At 56.8% G+C, this 17,525-nt stretch carries 18 protein-coding genes; 7 read left to right on the top strand and 11 right to left on the bottom strand.

The window, feature by feature from the left end; translation table 11 throughout:
- Positions 1–11: 11 nt before the first annotated feature.
- From flgC to NUW46_RS09050, 3 genes are all read right to left on the bottom strand, one after another.
- Positions 12–461 (bottom strand): flagellar basal body rod protein FlgC, encoded by a 450-nt coding sequence (gene flgC, locus NUW46_RS09060; protein ID WP_069184968.1) that lies wholly within the window; start codon positions 459–461, stop codon positions 12–14.
- Positions 462–495: 34 nt separating this feature from the next.
- The gene (flgB, locus tag NUW46_RS09055) at positions 496–894 is read right to left on the bottom strand and encodes a flagellar basal body rod protein FlgB (RefSeq protein ID WP_041645182.1); all 399 of its coding nucleotides are present in this window, start codon (positions 892–894) and stop codon (positions 496–498) included.
- Between the two features lie 239 nt (positions 895–1,133).
- Positions 1,134–1,685, bottom strand: a complete 552-nt coding sequence (locus tag NUW46_RS09050; protein ID WP_153634646.1) for a nitroreductase family protein — start codon at positions 1,683–1,685, stop codon at positions 1,134–1,136.
- 167 nt (positions 1,686–1,852) lie between these two features.
- On the opposite strand from NUW46_RS09050, the gene NUW46_RS09045 reads away from it, so the two are divergent.
- Positions 1,853–2,164, top strand: a complete 312-nt coding sequence (locus NUW46_RS09045) for an Mpo1-like protein (RefSeq protein WP_222464345.1) — start codon at positions 1,853–1,855, stop codon at positions 2,162–2,164.
- A 1-nt stretch (position 2,165) separates the two neighbouring features.
- On the top strand, positions 2,166–3,605 hold the full coding sequence (locus NUW46_RS09040) for an adenylate/guanylate cyclase domain-containing protein (protein WP_069184965.1): 1,440 nt from the start codon (positions 2,166–2,168) through the stop codon (positions 3,603–3,605).
- 30 nt (positions 3,606–3,635) lie between these two features.
- Here the strand turns inward: NUW46_RS09040 and queF are convergent, their stop codons facing one another.
- The 3 genes from queF to NUW46_RS09025 are packed head-to-tail and all read right to left on the bottom strand — an operon-like array spanning position 3,636 to position 6,189.
- Positions 3,636–4,454 carry an NADPH-dependent 7-cyano-7-deazaguanine reductase QueF gene (gene queF, locus NUW46_RS09035; RefSeq protein WP_305966158.1) on the bottom strand — a complete coding sequence of 273 codons (819 nt, stop codon included), beginning with the start codon at positions 4,452–4,454 and terminating at the stop codon, positions 3,636–3,638.
- Positions 4,455–4,468: 14 nt separating this feature from the next.
- Positions 4,469–5,242, bottom strand: a complete 774-nt coding sequence (locus NUW46_RS09030; protein ID WP_222464344.1) for an ABC transporter permease — start codon at positions 5,240–5,242, stop codon at positions 4,469–4,471.
- Positions 5,239–6,189, bottom strand: a complete 951-nt coding sequence (locus NUW46_RS09025) for an ABC transporter ATP-binding protein (protein WP_153634650.1) — start codon at positions 6,187–6,189, stop codon at positions 5,239–5,241. Before NUW46_RS09025 ends, NUW46_RS09030 begins: the two co-directional genes overlap by 4 nt.
- Positions 6,190–6,451: 262 nt before the next feature.
- On the opposite strand from NUW46_RS09025, the gene NUW46_RS09020 reads away from it, so the two are divergent.
- A complete protein-coding gene (locus NUW46_RS09020) occupies positions 6,452–7,567 on the top strand; it encodes an organic solvent ABC transporter permease (protein ID WP_418141903.1) in 1,116 nt (371 codons plus the stop codon).
- On the opposite strand, the gene NUW46_RS09015 is transcribed toward NUW46_RS09020, so the two are convergent.
- The 3 genes from NUW46_RS09015 to NUW46_RS09005 form a co-directional block, all read right to left on the bottom strand.
- Entirely contained in the window at positions 7,557–8,864 is a 1,308-nt protein-coding gene (locus NUW46_RS09015; RefSeq protein WP_209397891.1) for an HD-GYP domain-containing protein, read from the bottom strand. The genes NUW46_RS09020 and NUW46_RS09015 overlap by 11 nt on opposite strands.
- A 176-nt stretch (positions 8,865–9,040) precedes the next feature.
- On the bottom strand, positions 9,041–9,634 hold the full coding sequence (locus tag NUW46_RS09010; protein WP_069184959.1) for a hypothetical protein: 594 nt from the start codon (positions 9,632–9,634) through the stop codon (positions 9,041–9,043).
- Between the two features lie 73 nt (positions 9,635–9,707).
- Complete coding sequence (locus NUW46_RS09005) at positions 9,708–9,986, bottom strand: PilZ domain-containing protein (RefSeq protein ID WP_069184958.1); 279 nt, start codon at positions 9,984–9,986, stop codon at positions 9,708–9,710.
- 190 nt (positions 9,987–10,176) lie between these two features.
- On the opposite strand from NUW46_RS09005, the gene NUW46_RS09000 reads away from it, so the two are divergent.
- A complete protein-coding gene (locus tag NUW46_RS09000) occupies positions 10,177–11,193 on the top strand; it encodes a Fe(3+) ABC transporter substrate-binding protein (RefSeq protein WP_222464340.1) in 1,017 nt (338 codons plus the stop codon).
- A 153-nt stretch (positions 11,194–11,346) separates the two neighbouring features.
- Positions 11,347–13,035, top strand: coding sequence for an ABC transporter permease (locus NUW46_RS08995; protein WP_418141901.1), 1,689 nt, complete (start codon positions 11,347–11,349; stop codon positions 13,033–13,035).
- Between the two features lie 11 nt (positions 13,036–13,046).
- Here the strand turns inward: NUW46_RS08995 and NUW46_RS08990 are convergent, their stop codons facing one another.
- Both NUW46_RS08990 and NUW46_RS08985 read right to left on the bottom strand, forming a co-directional pair.
- The gene (locus NUW46_RS08990) at positions 13,047–13,532 is read right to left on the bottom strand and encodes a thioesterase domain-containing protein (RefSeq protein ID WP_136632173.1); all 486 of its coding nucleotides are present in this window, start codon (positions 13,530–13,532) and stop codon (positions 13,047–13,049) included.
- Between the two features lie 132 nt (positions 13,533–13,664).
- Positions 13,665–15,332: an AMP-binding protein gene (locus NUW46_RS08985; RefSeq protein WP_222464338.1), complete on the bottom strand. Its 1,668-nt coding sequence runs from the start codon at positions 15,330–15,332 to the stop codon at positions 13,665–13,667.
- 241 nt (positions 15,333–15,573) lie between these two features.
- Here NUW46_RS08985 and NUW46_RS08980 point away from each other — a divergent pair, with 241 nt between their 5' ends.
- Complete coding sequence (locus NUW46_RS08980) at positions 15,574–16,548, top strand: ABC transporter substrate-binding protein (protein ID WP_222464337.1); 975 nt, start codon at positions 15,574–15,576, stop codon at positions 16,546–16,548.
- Positions 16,549–16,613: 65 nt separating this feature from the next.
- Positions 16,614–17,516, top strand: a complete 903-nt coding sequence (locus NUW46_RS08975; RefSeq protein WP_209397903.1) for an ABC transporter permease — start codon at positions 16,614–16,616, stop codon at positions 17,514–17,516.
- The last annotated feature ends 9 nt before the right edge of the window (positions 17,517–17,525 follow it).

Here is a 17,525-nt window from a genome sequence, read left to right as displayed (position 1 = left end):
TCCTCACCCAGTTACTGCTGACCAAGAGTCAGAATGCGCTGCATCATGGACTTGGCAGTGTTCATGACATCCACATTCATCTGGAAACTTCTGGACGACGACATCATGTCCGCCATCTCTTCGACCACATTCACGTTGGGGTAATAGACATATCCGTCTTCATTGGCCGCCGGGTGATGGGGCTCGTAACGCATCTGCAGTTCAGCATCGCTCTCAACAATACCCTCAACTCTTACACCCGCGCCTGGCCCCTCATCGGCAGCCATCGGAAAACCGCCCTGCCCGGGGTTCATCATGGACTGCTGAATGGCCGAGAAAACCGGCTTTCGGGCCCGATAGGTTTCGCCCGTGCTGGAACTTGCGGTCTCCGCATTGGCGATGTTCGACGCGGTTGTGTTCAGCCGCAGTGATTGCGCGGTCATGCCGGAACCGGCGATGTCAAAAATGCTGCCCAGTGACATGAGAATTCTCCTTCGCTAATCCTGTGACTTCGGCTTATTCGCCCTTGAGGGCTTTGGTCAAACCGCTGAACTTGCTGTTCAAAAACTGGAAACTGGCCTGGAAATCCATGGCGTTGCGCATGAAACGGGTCTGCTCCTGTTGGGCGTCTACCGTATTGCCGTCAACCGACGGCTGATGGGGAACCCGATACATCAAATCGCTTTCCGAGGCCGATGGCGAGGTATCCATATGCGCGTCATGGGTTTTGGCCATCTGGAATCCGCTGACCTGCTCCTGAGCCTTCTGCATCATTGCCTGGAAATCCAGATCCCGCGCCTTGAAACCCGGGGTGTCGGCGTTCGCCAGGTTGTTTGCCAGAACTTCGGCGCGTTTTACACGCGCTTCAACAGCGTGTTGATGAATGCCCAGAGCCGAATCAAACGTAATTGCCATGTTGCCTCCCGAAAACTGCACTGGTATGCCGAGCTGCTTTTGCCGGCTGTGCTCTTTGACGGGACTGAAGCAAGCTGGATGCCAGAATTCAGATGAGGCGTAAATTTGTCAGGAAAGTCAGCATTGGCGGGCCCTGGCCAGTGGTAAAACAATTGTCAGGGAAAAGTGCACAAGGAGCGGACAGGAAAAAGCGGCAAGCTGCTTCCCCCGGCGAGGACCGGGGGAATTCGGGCAGGGTATCAGGGCCAGTGACGCACAAATTCATCAACCGCCGGCCTGGGAACCGCCGGCTTGGAGGCGGAGACTGTTCCGGTGTAGAGAAAGCCGACGATCTGCTCATGCTCTTCCAGCCCCAGCCCGGCGTGAACCGAGGAATGGTAGGCAACACCGCCCGTTCTCCACATCACTCCGTAACCGGCATCCTGCAAGGCAAGCTCAATAAAACTCATGCCGGCTGCGGCGGACATCAACTGCTCGACTTCAGGTACTTTGGGATGCGTTCTGGGCGATGCGATACCCACGATCACCATTGGCGCCCTGAGAGGTGCACGCCTGAGCTTCTCGATCTCTTTCTCGTCGCTGTTATTGGCGCAGGTGGCGGCAAACAGTTCGCCCAGCGCCTCAAGACCTTCGCCCTCTATAACCAGGTAACGCCAGGGTCTCAGCAGCGCGTGGTCAGGAGCGCGAGCGGCGCAGGCAAACGCACGGTCAAGGGTTGCCGGGTCCGGTGCAGGCGACTCCAGCCTGGGCTCTGACGAACGGCTAAGAAGGAAATCGGTAACTGCTGTCATATCTGCTCGCTGTCTGATCGCTATTCTGATGGATTTCAAAAATTCGGTACGACCATAATTCCCGGCTGTGAATTGTGGCTTGTACGTAATGCTGTTAACCTTTGGTCGTAGTCGGGTCTGCCAACAATTATAAATGACGCGGTCGTACAACGATGAGTGGCAACACAATGAGCAACCAGCAAACCTTCAACAGCTTTTCCGAATTCTATCCTTACTACCTTGAAGAACACAGCGACGTGACCTGTCGCCGTCTGCACTTTGTCGGCAGCCTGCTGGTTCTGATCGTGGCCCTGTGGGCCCTGACGACAGGCAAGCTCTTGTGGCTTCTGGCTCTGCCCGTTATTGGCTATGGCTTTGCCTGGGTAGGCCATTTCAAGTTTGAGAAAAACCGACCCGCTACTTTCAAGTACCCACTGTACAGCCTGATGGGCGACTGGGTCATGTTCCGTGACATGCTAATTGGCAGGATCCGTTTCTGAAATGATGAGCGCTCCGGCAGACTTGCGCAATGCCAGCAGCTCCGCAGGCAGATCCCTGGCGTCTGAGGCATCGGGTAACCCGATTGCCATTCCGCCAATGCCCGATTACAACGGCCGGATACTCGCCTATACCTCAACCGCCGCCATTATCGTAACCGGTGTTCTGCAAGGTGTGTTTGCCCATTGGCTGCTTTGGCTGGTGGCTGGCGCGCTCACCTGGCCCCACATGGCCCACGCCCTGACCCGTCGGACGTTCCTCAGGAATTCCCCACGCATTCGACAGAAGATGCTGATTTTCGATTGCGTTGTTGGCGGCGCGTTTATCGGCTGCATCGGGCTGATCGTCATTCCCTCCCTGGCGGTCGCGCTGATGTTGATGTTCAGCTGCCTGATTGTCGGCGGCATCCGCCAGTGGCTTATGGGCACCGTCTTCATGGCCGCAGCCATTGCTGGTTCTGTCGCTATCCTTGGGCCGGCGGACGGTCCACACTCGCCTCTGCTCACCAGCATTGTGTCGATTCTCTCAACCGGGCTTTATATCTGTGTCACAGCCTACTACTCGCACCAGCAGGCACGCGCACTCATGCTGGCAAAGACCCAGATCCAGAATCAGCGTGAGCAGTCCATCGCGCTCTCACACAAACTTTCCAAATACCTTTCGCCTCAGGTTTGGCAGTCCATCTTCACGGGCGAGCGGGATGTTCGACTGGAAACCCAGCGGAAAAAGCTGGCGGTGTTCTTCTCTGACATCAAGGGCTTCACCGAGCTGTCCGAGGAAATGGAGCCTGAAGCACTGACCGAGCTACTGAATCACTACTTTAACGAAATGTCGGAAGTAGCCCTGAAGTACGGCGGCACCATCGACAAGTTCGTTGGCGACTCCATCATGGTGTTCTTTGGCGACCCAACCAGTCGGGGTCAGCGGGAGGACGCTTTTGCCTGCGTCTCCATGGCTATCGAGATGCGTAAGCACATGAAAATCATGCGTCAGAAGTGGCGCAGCCAGGGCATCAAGACCCCGCTGGAAATTCGGATGGGGATCAGCACCGGCTACACAACCGTAGGTAACTTCGGTGCAGAAAACCGGATGGACTACACCATCATCGGCAAGGAGGTGAATCTTGCCAGCCGGCTTGAATCGCTGGCAGAACCGGGTGAAATACTGGTTTCCTACGAGACCTTCTCGCTGATCAAGGACAAGATCATGTGCCGGGACAAGGGCGAAATTACTGTGAAAGGTTTCGGCAGACCGGTGCCAATCTATGAGGTGGTGGATTTCCGGCGCGATATGGGCCCCAACCGCAGCTTCCTTGAGCACGAGCACAGTGGCTTTGCCATGTATCTGGATTCAGACAAGATTACCGAGAAGGAACGCCAGGCCATCCTTACTGCCCTGGAAGATGCCGCCGATCGTCTGCGACGGGAAGAGGATGTTTCCTGAGGCGCGTCCCTGCGCTCAACTCAATACTTCCTACTGACGTATCAGCCGAGGCCCGGCACCCTTGCCGGTTTCCGTACTCCGCCAGGGGTTTATATCCAACCCGCCCCGCCGCGTATATCGGGCAACGACAGTCAACGAATCCGGGTTGCATCGGCTCATCAGATCGGTAAACACCGTTTCCACACAATGCTCGTGGAAATCCTGTTTCTGCCGGAAGCTCACAACGTACCGCAGCAAGCCGGCCCGGTCGATTTTCGGGCCAGTGTAGCTTACCAGCAAAGTGGCCCAGTCCGGCTGCCCCGTCACCGGGCAGTTGCTCTTGAGCAGATGGGAACACAGCTGCTCGGTCACCACCTCATTGCCGGCATTGAGAGAATCGGGTGAATACTCATAAACCACGTCGCTGACCGGTTCATCATCAATCAACTCGAACCCCTCAGGGCGGCCAATCGCTTCTCCGGATTCGTCCACACTCAACAGATTAACCTGTACCGCACCGCCGCAAGCGCTGGACAGATCCTGGGTGATCACCTCTGCCACCTGCTCTCGGGAGGAGTACACCACCTGATTCAGCGAATTGAGGTACAGCTTCAGCGATTTGGATTCGATGATTGAAGGCGAAGCCGCTGGGAAGACTATCTCTGCCCAGGCGACTTCCGGCACACCATTTGGCCGCAGCCAGGAGATTTCCCAGGCCTGCCACAGGTCCTCGCCGAACCATGGCCAGCGGCCGTCTTCCAGCCCAAGACGGCGGCGATTTTCCTCCCTCGCGACGGGAAACAAAAGGCCCGGGTCGTAGCTGTCCGGGTAATCGCTTGTCTTGCCAAGCGGCGCATCATTGAGTGCCATAGGGGTTCCTGAAATCAGTGGCGAATGCCTTTACCACGCTCGAGCATTCTGAGGGCGATGAATGCCAACACGGAGATGAAAGCCAGAATCATACCAAGAGAAACGAACGGATTAACGTCTGACACGCCGAGAATTCCGTATCGGAAGCCGTTCACCATGTACAGGATGGGATTGGCCATGGATACGCCCTGCCAGAACCCCGGAAGCAGATCGATACTGTAGAACACGCCGCCCAGATAAGTCAGGGGCGTGAGAACGAATGTGGGCACGATGGAGATGTCATCAAACTTGGTTGCCAGCATGGCATTGATGAAACCGCCCAGTGCGAACAGTGCGGACGTCAGGAACACCGTAATAACCATCATGGGCAGGTTGTGGATCGACAAGCGGGTGAACACCAGTGACAGCAACGTGACAATCAGGCCGATACCAAGCCCCCGCGCCATGCCTCCGGTCACATACCCGGCAAGGATAACCCAGTTGGGAACCGGAGACACCAGAAGCTCCTCAATGCTGCGCTGGAACTTCATGGAGAAAAACGACGACACTACGTTGGCATAGGAGCTTGTGATGACTGCCATCATGATCAGCCCGGGCACGATAAACGACATATAATCGAAACCGCCCATTTCGCCGATCCTGGAGCCAATGAGGTTACCGAAGATAATGAAATACAGGGTCATTGTGACCGCAGGCGGCAACAGGGTCTGCGCCCAGATACGGGTAAACCGGCGCACCTCCCGGACAACAATGGTGCTGAAGGCTGTGAATATCGCATGCGGGGTCATGCTGCACCCTCCACCGCCCTGGCGGATTCGGCGGCGTTCTCCTCAACCATGCGAATGAACAGCTCCTCCAGCCGGTTGGCTTTGGTTCTCATGCTGACAACCTTGATGCCCAGCCGCTCAAGCTCCACAAATACCTGGTTAAGCCCCTGACCTTTTTCCACTTCCACCTCCAGTGCGCCCTCGGCGTCGAGGCGTGTCGGAAAACCGTTCAGCTCTGGCGCGGAATCCAGGGACTTTTCTGTGTCCAGCACGAAAGTCTCGACGCTCAACTGCTGAAGCAAGGCTTTCTTGCTCGTGTGTTTGAGGATCTTGCCATGGTCGATAATGGCGATGTTGCGGCAAAGGGCTTCCGCTTCCTCCAGGTAATGGGTTGTCAGGATGATCGTAGTGCCCTGGCGGTTAATCTCTTCCAGAAAGGTCCACATGGAACGGCGGAGTTCAATATCCACACCGGCGGTCGGCTCGTCCAGAATCAGCAGCTTTGGCTCGTGGACCAGGGCCCGGGCAATCATCAGGCGGCGCTTCATGCCGCCGGACAGCATCCGGGCCGGGGTATTCCGCTTGTCCCAGAGACCGAGCTTTTTCAGGTACTTCTCGGCGGACGCAGAGGCCTGCTTGAACGGAATCCCATAATAGCCGGCCTGAGTAGTTACGATATCGAAGACTTTCTCGAACTGGTTGAAGTTGAACTCCTGGGGTACCACGCCGAGGTTCAGCTTGGCGTCAGAGAGGTGGGTATCCGTGTCATATCCGAACACCCGCACTTTGCCGGCTGTCTTGTTCACCAGGGAGCAAACAATGCCAAGGGTAGTGGATTTGCCAGCCCCGTTGGGGCCCAGCAAAGCAAAGAAATCACCCTCAGCGACATGCAGATCAATCCCCTTGAGCGCCTGAAACCCGTCACCGTAGGTCTTGGTGAGGCTCTCGATTTCCAGTGCATTGGTCATAACTCATCCCGATTCGGTGAAAAACGGCAATGGGCGACCCAGGCCGCCAGCCAGAATTTAGAATGCTATTTATTGTGACAAAGCTGCTGATTTCAAGGCCCTTATCGGCCAGCAGGTGTCTCCAGGCCAATAACGGAAACTGCGACAGGAATCCCGATATGAGGCAAACCCCGCCCCTATAATGCGGTTACAACAACTTACAAAAGGGGCTGCCGCACCCTGAGTGCGGGCGCGCTGAATCGAAGGGAATGTACGACCAACCATGAGATCCGTTCACCGCATCCGACTAACGTTTACCCTGCTGGGCGCCCTCGCCCTCTCTGGCTGCCTCGATGATGACGGCGGTTCTGGCGACGACACCAGCAAAGGCCAGCTCAACTTCAACGGCTTTAATGGCCTTTCCTACCAGACGGCAAGTCAATCGGGCACCACGAACGCAGCAGGTGAGTTCCGTTACTACCCCGGCGAAACGCTCACCTTCCGCGTTGGCGACCTGCCGTTAGTCAGTGGTGTGCCGGCCCGGCAATACGTAACGCTGCTCGAGTTCTTTGAAACCACCCGCACAGAGCTGCAAACACCAATGGTGGATGATGAGGGTCTGAGCACCCACACACTGACCGAGCAACAGGTTCTGGAAAACACGACGCTTATGAACCTCTCCCGCTTTCTGATGCTCCTGAACTGGAGCCAGAATGTCGCCGAAGGGGATGGCATCGATATCCGCGACCGGGTTATTACGCAGCTGAATGCTGCACTCCCGGAGTTGACCGCACCTATCGACTTCAGTGTAAGCGAATCCGAATTCACCGCCACCGATCCCCTGTCACCAGCGAACCAACTGCTCGCCGCCATCTGTTTCTACCCGGAAGACGATGAACTCTGCGAGGAGCCGCCAACCCAGGAGGAAATCGACAACGCCCCTCCGCGGCCGGAGAATGACGAAGATCGCGATCCGGACGTTGAATACAGTGAAGACCTGCAGGCCAAGAAGGACCGGATCGAAAATGCCGTGCGCACCATGGAAGACATCGACACGGAAGACGCCCAGACCTATCTCACCCGCGAACTCAAGGCGATCAGCACAACCGTCGCGAACCGTTATTTCCTGGATGAAGACGTTGCCAGTCATCCGGCCACTGATACAGCCCTGAAGCAGGTTGCAGTTCGAAAGATCGGGGGCGGACTCGCCCTGGCAGAGCTCGAAGCAATCAGCACTCGTCCCCAGGATGTCCAGATCAGTTCGGCCGACTGGCAAAGCGGAGTAGTGGAGTATTTTGTTGCCGGCCCCTCCGGCGGGGAATCAGAGCTTCTGCTCAGCTTCCGCCCGGAGGATACCTATCGGTGGGTTCGCAAACAGTTGCGAGTCATTATCCGCTGATCAGGCGCGACAGACTCCAGCGTGACTCTGCGCCGGTTACATCGAAATAGGACGGATCCAGGCCTTCCGTGCCATGAGGCAGGCAATCACGAATTCGCACCGTTTCTGCCGCTTCCTTACCTTCGTTGTAACGGGCCAGATCGATGATCTTTGCAGTTTTCAGCGGCCTTGCAGCCGCATCGGTCATAACCATGACACGGGGCCAGAGCCGTCGTTCCGGCGAGTGTGAAACCACGATGCCCCGCTGGCCATCGCTGAGTTCCACGAGGCTACCGGTGGGATAGATACCGATTGCCTGGATGAAATTCTCCACCAGGTCTTCCTGGAATTCGATATTGCGCATCTCATAGAGCAGCGTGACCGCTTTGGCTGGCGTCATCGGCTCGGTGTGAGCGCGCGGCGCAATCAACGATTCGAAAAACTCCGCGATGCCGGCCACTTTGGCCAACAGTGGAATGCGATCCCCCCGGACACCTTCCGGGAAACCAGAGCCGTTATGGCGCTCGCGATGCCCCTGAACCACACTGAGCACTGCCCGCGAGAGCCCGCTGTTCTCCAGCATGGCAACACCGCGATTGACGTAGCCACGGTACGAAAGATACTCCTCGGCGCTCAGTTGGCCTTCCCGGGCGAGCAACTCCGGTGGCAGCGTGGTTTTACCAACCTGTGACAACAGGCATCCAAGGCCAAGGTGATTAAGAAGCCCCTCGTTCAACCCCAGGTGCCGACCACATACCAGGGCCCAGACGGAAGTGTTCAGGGCATGCCGGTAGAGGTAACTGTCATGGGCACGTGTGCGACTGAGCCACAATAAGGCATCAGGCTGGCGAACAACGCTGCTCACCATTTTGCTGGTGATCGCGGCGATCGGCCTCAGGTCCGGCACGCCATCGGCACGAAGTGTCTCGAAAAGCTGATCCAGCGCCACTTCCACGTCGTCCAGCAGGCGCTTGGATGTTTTCATTTCCTTTTTGAGACTGGTAACTGTTTCGTAGGTTACCGGCTCACGAATACTCAGCGGCGGCAACTGAAGCTGCTCTCGCCCGCCACCACGCTTGTTAAAAGCCTTACCGAAAACCGGCTTGCTGCCGCCTTTCACCTCTTTTGCTTCCCGCGCTTCCGCCACATCGACCATCACCCACTTGCAGTGGGAAACCAGAGCGCGAATGTCATCCTGGGAGCGAATGTGGAAACCCTGAATCGGGAATGGAGTCTGATGCCATGGTCTGTCCAGATCAGACACGAACATGCCCACTTCCAGATCATGTACTGCGACTTTTTTCTGTTGGACACCCACGGGCCACCTCACAAAACAAACTTTTCGATGGCTACCATTCTGACCGATCCACCTGAAGACACAATTACAATATCGTATCGTCAGGTAACCCAAACGCGACAAAGCGTAACGCTAATCTTCAACAGGAAACAAAATGTAGCAACGTGATGAGAGTCACATTACAGCGTCAAAAAGTGTCACTCTGCGTCACATACGGATTCGTCGAATTCGGGCAGCCGCGCGCGCATTGAACCCCGCGGAGCCTTGCGGACATAGACGGTGTAGGGGACAGAAGACGCCCGCAAGTAATCCAGATTCCGGGTATCGTCGCCCTGCCCCTCTGTGACAACCGCCGGAGTACAGGAAACGAGCAACTCAAGTTGCCCGCCCAAGCTGGCGACGCGAGCATCCTGATCCGCCGGATTGATAGACATGCACCGGTTCGAGCCGGTTGCCGGCTGGCCCGTGTCAGCAAGACGGTCCTTGCCCGGTTCGCCGCAAGCGCGAATGCCCGTGCCACAATCACCGGCATCAGCGCCATCGCGGAGGCGCCAGACACGGTCGCTGCACTGGGTTTCGACTTTTACAGACGTTGCCTTGTCGCCCGCAATCCACCAACCAGGATATTCAGCGCTCTGCCAGGACAGCCGCACATGCCTGGGCTCCCCTGACGAATTCTCCGCCGGAAACATCGCGAAATGGGAGTAGTAGCTGGCACAGCCCGACGTGAACAACAGCATCAGGCTTGCAATAACTGGCTTGTAAGCTCTGGAAAAGGCTGAAAAGATCATCTGACTGACACATCCCTGACGGCGATTGAATTTGCCCTGCCATTATCCATGGCAGACGCCCTGAATCCGCCTATCAGTCACCATTTTGATCAAACTGAAGGCCATAACCGTCATTGGTTTTACGCACGACCACCATCTCAAGCACCGGCGCCGGAACGGGCAAGCCCTGTACCTGTACGGTGACCTTGTCGCCAAGGGATGGCGTGAAAGGCTCAGTGTCAACGACGATAAAGACGCCGCCATCGGAAATATCGCGGGTCGAGAATATGAATTCTCCCTGCTCCGCATGCACCACCTTTACCTTCGCGCTCATGGCGGTGCGTATGTGCTCTCTTCGATCGTTCCCAACCATCTGAGGATTCCACAACTTTTTGCATAGTTTTTATAGTCTTCCGAAGCATAACACCATTTTCAGAAAAATATGCCAACGGAGATATTGACTATACAGGTAATAGAAATGAGAGTAGTTGTCGTTTTTAAACGCTTGTAAACCCTACTGCAGGCATACCAATACCGTGACTACCCGAAAGAAGGATGGGACTATGCGAATGAAACTGGCTGCAACCGCAGCAATCGCCCTGACTGCCATGCCCATGGCAGCCTCCGCAGACGGAGAGGTCAACATTTACTCCTACCGCCAGGCGTACCTGCTTGAGCCACTGCTGAATGCTTTTGAGCAGGAAACCGGCATCAAGAGCAACGTTGTATTTGCCAAACAGGGCCTTGCAGAACGCCTGGAGCGTGAGGGCCGCAACAGCCCGGCCGATGTGGTGATGACCGTTGATATTTCCCGCCTGAACGAGCTGGTTGAGCGCGATCTGGTTCAGGGTGTGGACAATGACACCCTGGAAGAGAATATTCCCGAGAATCTTCGCCACCCGGACGGTAAATGGTTTGCCCTGACCACCCGAGGTCGCCTGATCTTCGTTTCCAGGGAGCGTGTGGAGGAAGGCGAGATTACCACTTACGAGCAACTGGCAGACGACAAGTGGGACAACCGAATCTGCACCCGTAGCGGCAAGCACCCCTACAACATTGCCCTGTTCTCCTCCATGATCGCCCACCATGGTGAAGCCGAAACCGAGAAGTGGCTGAAAGGCCTGAAAGACAACCTGGCCCGCAAGCCCCAGGGTGGCGACCGCGACCAGATCAAGGCCATCGCCGAAGGCGTCTGTGACATCTCCATCGGCAACAGCTACTACTACGGCAACATGCTGCAGGATGAGAACCAGCGCCCGATTGCCGAGCAGGTTCGCCTCGTGTTCCCGAACGCCGAAGGCCGGGGAACCCACGTGAACATCAGTGGCATCTCACTGACCAAGAGCGCGCCGAACCGCGAGAACGCCATCAAACTGATGGAATTCCTGTCCTCGCCGGAAGCCCAGCGCATCTATGCCGAAGCGAACACCGAATACCCGGCCAACCCGGAAGTACAGCCTTCCGGACTGGTTGCCGAGTGGGGTGAAATCAACCCGGACGACCTTTCTCTGCAGGAAATTGCCAACAACCGCAATGCCGCAGTCAAGCTGGTTGACCGGGTCGACTACGACGGCGAGTAATCGTGTGTGGTGAGGGTGGGTTGCCACCCTCACCCGCGGTTCGGCACACCACTACCCATCGCCAGTGTGAAGGCAGCAATTGCAGGCATCAGGCCAGGTGACTACAATCTGCAGCCTTCAAACGGACAGACCACACCCAGATACAGGAACATTATGAGCGAGGCCGCTACCAGCGTTGATGCCGGGCTATCCCAGCCCTTGCTGGCAAAGCGCAGCTCGCCAAAATGGATGATCAGCGCATTGCTGACCACTGCCATTGTCGCCCTTCCGGTTCTTTCCGTAATTTTCCTGGCGTTTTTTCCCGAAGAGAATATCTGGCCACACCTGATCGAGACCACGCTTCCCCGTTATCTGACAACGACACTCAAGCTAATGATCGGCGTGGGCGCCCTGACTCTCGTGATTGGCCTGGCCTCGGCCTGGGCGGTCACCATGTGCGAGTTTCCCGGCCGCAAATTCTTTGAATGGGCCATGCTGCTGCCTTTCGCAGTGCCGGCGTACGTTATTGCCTATGTATACACCAGCCTTCTGGACTACGCAGGGCCGGTTCAGGGCACACTACGCGACCTGTTCGGCTGGACCAGTGCCGCCGACTACTGGCTCCCGGAAATCCGGAGCCTTGAAGGCGCCACCCTGATGATCGGGCTGGTTTTGTATCCATACGTTTACCTGCTTGCCCGGGCTGCGTTTCTGGAGCAGTCCCCGTCTCTGTTCGCCGTTAGCCGCAGTCTCGGCCACTCAGCGCTGAGCACGTTCTTCAGGGTGGTTCTGCCAATAGCCCGCCCCGCAGTGGCCGTAGGTCTCTCGCTGGTGCTGATGGAAACCCTGAACGATTTCGGCACCGTGGACTTTTTCGCCGTTCAGACGCTCACCGCCGGCCTGTTTGATACCTGGTTGAACCTGGGCAACCTTGGCGGCGCGGCCCAGATAGCCACCACCATGCTGATCTTCGTGGTCATCCTCGTGACGCTCGAGCGCTACTCGCGAAGACGTCAGCAACAGTTCGCAGCGCGGGACAACCGCGATCCGATCCAGCGCTTCACCATGTCGTTCCCGCGCCAGATGATTTGCCTGGCCGTGTGCGCACTCCCAGTACTGTTCGGTTTTGTGATTCCCGGCGCCACGCTCGGGCTATACGCCTGGGAATATTTCGGTGAAAGCTGGAACCCGGATTTTGTCCGCAACACCTTCAACAGCCTCTTCCTATCCAGTGCAGCCGCTCTAACCACGCTGTTGATTGGCGTTACGCTTGCCTACAGCCGCCGCCTGCACAACACTCGCAAAATGCAGATACTGATGCGGCTATCCAGCCTTGGTTATGCCATGCCGGGGGCAGTGCTGGCTGTAGGCGTGATTGTGCCACTGGCGGGCTTTGACAACTGGCTGGACAGCCTGATGCGGGATGTTTTCGGAATCAGCACCGGCCTGTTGCTCAGCGGTACGGCCTTCGCCCTGGTGTTCGCCTATACCGTGAGGTTCCTGGCGGTTTCCGCCGGTAGCGTGGAAAGTGCGTTGCAGAAAATCACGCCCAGCATGGACATGGCATCGCGGTCTCTTGGGCACAGCCCCGGCAACACCCTGGTACGTGTTCACCTGCCGATGCTAAGAGGCACGTTGGTTACGGCAGCCCTGGTTGTGTTCGTGGATTGCATGAAGGAGTTGCCGGCCACACTGATTCTCAGACCGTTCAACTTCGAGACCCTGGCCACCTACGTCTACCAGTTTGCCTCTGACGAGCGCCTTTACCACAGCGCCCTGCCCGCCCTGATTATCGTTCTGGCCGGCATCATTCCGATCATTCTGATGAGCCGCTCGATCTCCAACAGCCGCTCTATCGCCTGATCGGACCCGGATCAGAAAGTGATCCGGGATTTCACATCCTGAACCACGAATCGCCCCTGGAACACGGCGACAGGGTCGCCTTCCGGCATTGTGGTTGGCTCTCCGCAGAAGACTTCTGCCGTCAGATCCAACCGGCCCTTGCCGTGCCGGGCAAGGCTCTTGCGAAAACGCTCCGGTATCTCTTCACCGGGCAGGCGGCAGATCACGTAAAAATCGGATGTCACAGGCTCCAGATAGTCAATGTTCCCGCTTTGCACCACCACGTTTCCCCGAAGACCGAGGTCCCAGAGCGCCAGTTCCGTGAGGCCCCATGCCGCCGTTACCGCCGCCGAATATACACTGCCCCCGAATCCGGTACCCTGGTGATTGCTGTTGGGCTCCAGAGGTGCGCTGAGTAACAGCGAATGGCCATCCCAGGAATGCAATTGAATCCCCAGGGCGCGAGAAAGAGGAATCTCGTCATGGATACGTTTCTGGAAAAGGGACAACTGGCTCATAACATCCTCCTGATATCCCTTCAGTTTAGGCCCGCATCTTCCTTTTCCCTATGCGACTTACGTCGGTTTTTTCCGCTATAAAAAAAGCCCGGCAGAGCCGGGCCAGAACATCTTCACCTGTAATCGAAAGCGTTACTGCCAGATAACCGGCTGACGCTGCGCATACCACTTGTCGACTTTCTCCTGGTAGGCGTCTTCAACCACATTGCGCTTGAGCTTCATCGTGGGCGTGAGGAAGCTGTTCTCGATCGACCATTCGTCGCTCACCACCGTGATGAACGCCAACTGCTCGTGGGGATCCACAGTCTTGTTTACATCGGCAATCAGCTTCTTGAAGCTCTCTTCAATCTCATTTCGGAAAGCCTCGTCCGCCATTTTCGGTCGGGCCTCTTCGCCCAGCATGACCAGGGCATGAGGCTGGGTTTGGTTGGCGCCAGAGACGCAGACCATTTCGATGGCATCGTGGGACATCAGGCGATTCTCGATGGGCGCAGGCGCAATATACTTGCCCTTGCTGGTCTTGAAGATTTCCTTGATGCGACCGGTAATCTTGAGCCGGCCCATCTCATCAATCTCGCCCTTGTCGCCAGTCTTCAGGAAACCGTCTTCAGTGAACGCTTCCCGGGTTTTCTCCTCGTCCTTGTAATAACCCATCATCGTGGCCGGGCTCTTGATCTGGATCTCACCCTCCGGGCTGATACGGGTTTCAACCCCGGGTGCAGACTCACCAACGTAACCCGTTCTTGACCGCCCTGGCTTGCTCATATGGGAATAGGCAAAGTTTTCAGACATGCCATAGCCTTCCAGCAGCTCGAGGCCAAGATTGCGGTACCAGTCCAGAACGTCGCTTGCCAGCGGTGCCGATCCACTGCCTGCCAGCTTGACTTTGTCCAGGCCAAGGCCCTTGAGAATCTTCTTCTTGATCAATTTGTTGACCACTGGAATTTTCATCAGCCGGTCCAGCTTCTTCTTGGGCAACTTCTGCAGCACACCGTGCTGGAACTTCACCCACAGGCGCGGTACTGAGAGAAACAGGGTTGGCTGGGCCCGTTGAAGATCCTGAACGAAGGTATCCAGAGATTCCGCGAAATAAAGGTGGAAACCCGCATACAAAGATGCCAACTCAACAAAGGTACGCTCGAATACGTGAGCCAGCGGCAGGTAAGAGAGCATACGCTCATCGGAACCCACGCCGAGCACTTCCATACCACCCTCTGCCGCATAGGCCATGTTGTAAAAGCTGAGCATGACGCCTTTGGGTTTGCCCGTGCTGCCGGAGGTGTAAACAATCGTCGCCAGCTCATTGGCATCACGCTGAACGTTTTCTTCCAGGGGCGGATACTTGGCAACGATATCGTCCCAGGTTTCGAAATCATTGGGCGGGCTCAGCGGGAAGGAAATGCAACGCACTGATTCCGGCACGCCCGGTTTCATCATGTCCCAGTCGTCCAGCTTGCCAACAAACACCACTTCACACTCGGCATGGTTGAGAATGTAATTGACGGTGTCGGCGTTAAGGGTGGGATACAACGGAACGGAAATGTGGCCGGCCATCCAGATGGCCCAGTCGGTCATGATCCAGTGGGCGCAGTTTTTGGAGATCAGGCCGATGCGGCTTTTTTCGGGGAGGTTCAGGGACTTCAGGTAAGACGCCATGCGTCTCGCCTCATCCACCGCCCGGCCCCAGGTGTAATCTACCGTTTTACCGCCCCCGATGGGCTGTGTCATATAGACAGAATTCGCCTTGGCCTTCTCCCAGTGATAAACCATATCCAGGGGAAGTTTGTTTGTTGTGTCCATGGACCTTCCTTGCAGTTCGTTGTTCGAATTATGGATGACTTATTATTAGACTTTCGTAGGGTATTTCAACATAGTATGAGCCGTCAAAACGTGACACAAGCAAAATAATTTCCAACTACACCTATCTGGATCATAGCCCTGCTTCCGGCAACATCCCCTACCCCTTAAACCCTCTGCCTGTGGTAAACTTGCGCCCCTTCAGAATTGCAACATTCCAGTTAACCTACCCGGAGATGGGCATATGGCCAAGACAACCCTGCGTACCCTGTTCGGTGCCACACTGCTGGCGCTGGCAACACTCGTTCAGGCACAGGAACCCCGCGTTGTAGCCATCACACAGATTGTGGAGCACCCGGCACTTGACGCCGTCTACCAGGGCATTAAAGACGAACTCGCCGAGCGCGGCTTCAAAGAGGACGACAACCTGGAAGTAATGCACGAAAGTGCCCAGGGCAACTCCGCCATCGCTTCACAGATTGCCCGCAAATTTGTTGGCGCAAGCCCCGACGTGATTGTGGCAATTGCCACGCCCTCCGCCCAGACCGTTGCCGCTGCGGCCCGCAATACGCCAGTCATCTTCTCAGCAGTGACCGACCCGCTCGGCGCCAAGCTGGTGAGTAGCCTCGAAGCACCGGGCGCAAACATCACGGGTGTGAGCGACATGCTGCCCATCGACAAACATCTGGATATGCTCCAGCGCGTAATGCCCGATGCCAAACGCATTGGCACCGTCTACAACCCGGGCGAAGCCAACGCTGTCTCCCTGGTGGAACTGCTGGAAGAGCGCCTCGCCGCCCGCGGCCTTGAACTGGTAAAAGGTGCCGCTACCAAAACGTCCGAGGTTCTGGGCGCCGCCCGCTCCCTGGTTGGCAAAGCCGATGCCATCTACCTGACCACTGACAACACAGTTATCAGTGCTGCTGAAGCCGTTATCTCCGTGGGTGAGCGCGCCGGTATCCCGGTATTCGCCGCCGACACCGCCACGGTTGAGCGCGGCGCTGTTGCGGCGCTGGGCTTCGACTACTACGACCATGGCCGCCAGACTGGCGTGATGGTTGCCCGGGTATTGAATGGCGAAAAACCCGGAGACATGGGTGTCGAGACAATGGAGAAGCTGGACCTTTTCGTGAACCCGGCTGCCGCTGAGCGCATGGGTATCACCCTGTCCGATGACGTGATCGGTGACGCCGAGCAGGTTATCGACAGCGCCAAGTAATCCCCCGAACAACACGGGCGGCCCTCACAAGGGGCCGCCCGTTTTATCATTGGTGATACCCGACCATGCTGAGTAACATTGCGCTTTATGGTGCCATCGAGACTGGCCTGATTTATGGCCTCGTCGCTTTTGGCATCTACCTCTCTTTCCGGGTGCTTGATTTCCCGGACCTCACCGTAGATGGCAGCTTCCCGCTCGGTGCTGCCGTGGCCGCTGTGCTTATTATTGACGGCTGGAATCCGTGGCTGGCGACAGGTTGCGCGGTCATGGCCGGCATGGCCGCCGGCGCAGTAACGGCCCTGCTGAATGTGAAACTGAACATTCTGAACCTGCTGGCTTCGATCCTGACCATGATTGCGCTGTATTCGGTAAACCTGCGCATCATGGGCCGCCCCAACGTGGCACTGCTAACGGAAGAAACGGTGCTGACGCCCTGGTATGACCTGGATCTGGCCTACCATCAAGTACCGGTGCTCCTGTTCATCATTGTGGTCTTCGTAGCGCTTATTCTGCTGTGGCGTTTCATGAAATCCGAAACCGGCCTGGCCATGCGAGCCACCGGCGCCAACGCCAGGATGGCCCGGGCCCAGGGCATCGCCACCGGCGCCATGATTGTGCTTGGCGTTGCCGTCTCCAATGGCCTGGTTGGACTTGCCGGCGCCTTGTTCGCCCAGAGCCAGGGCGCAGCAGACGTCACCATGGGCGTGGGCGTTATTGTGATTGGCCTAGCCTCCCTGATTGGTGGTGAAGCCGTTGTGACTCCCTCCACGGTGTTACGCGCACTGATCGCCTGCGTGGTGGGAGCCATCATCTACCGGCTGGCCATCGCCTTTGCCCTGAACGCCGATTTCCTTGGCCTTCAGGCGCAGGATCTGAACCTGATAACTGCGGTTCTGGTCACCTTGGCCATCGTTCTGCCCGGCGTGCGTTCATCCATTGCCGGCAAACTTTCCCGAAGCAAGGCCTGAGGAGGCGAA

This window comes from Marinobacter sp. MA, assembly GCF_048298425.1.
GTDB classification, from domain to species: Bacteria; Pseudomonadota; Gammaproteobacteria; order Pseudomonadales; family Oleiphilaceae; genus Marinobacter; species Marinobacter salsuginis.
The sequence above is the reverse complement of the archived record's forward strand: the minus strand, read 5'-3'. Positions and strand labels throughout refer to the sequence as shown.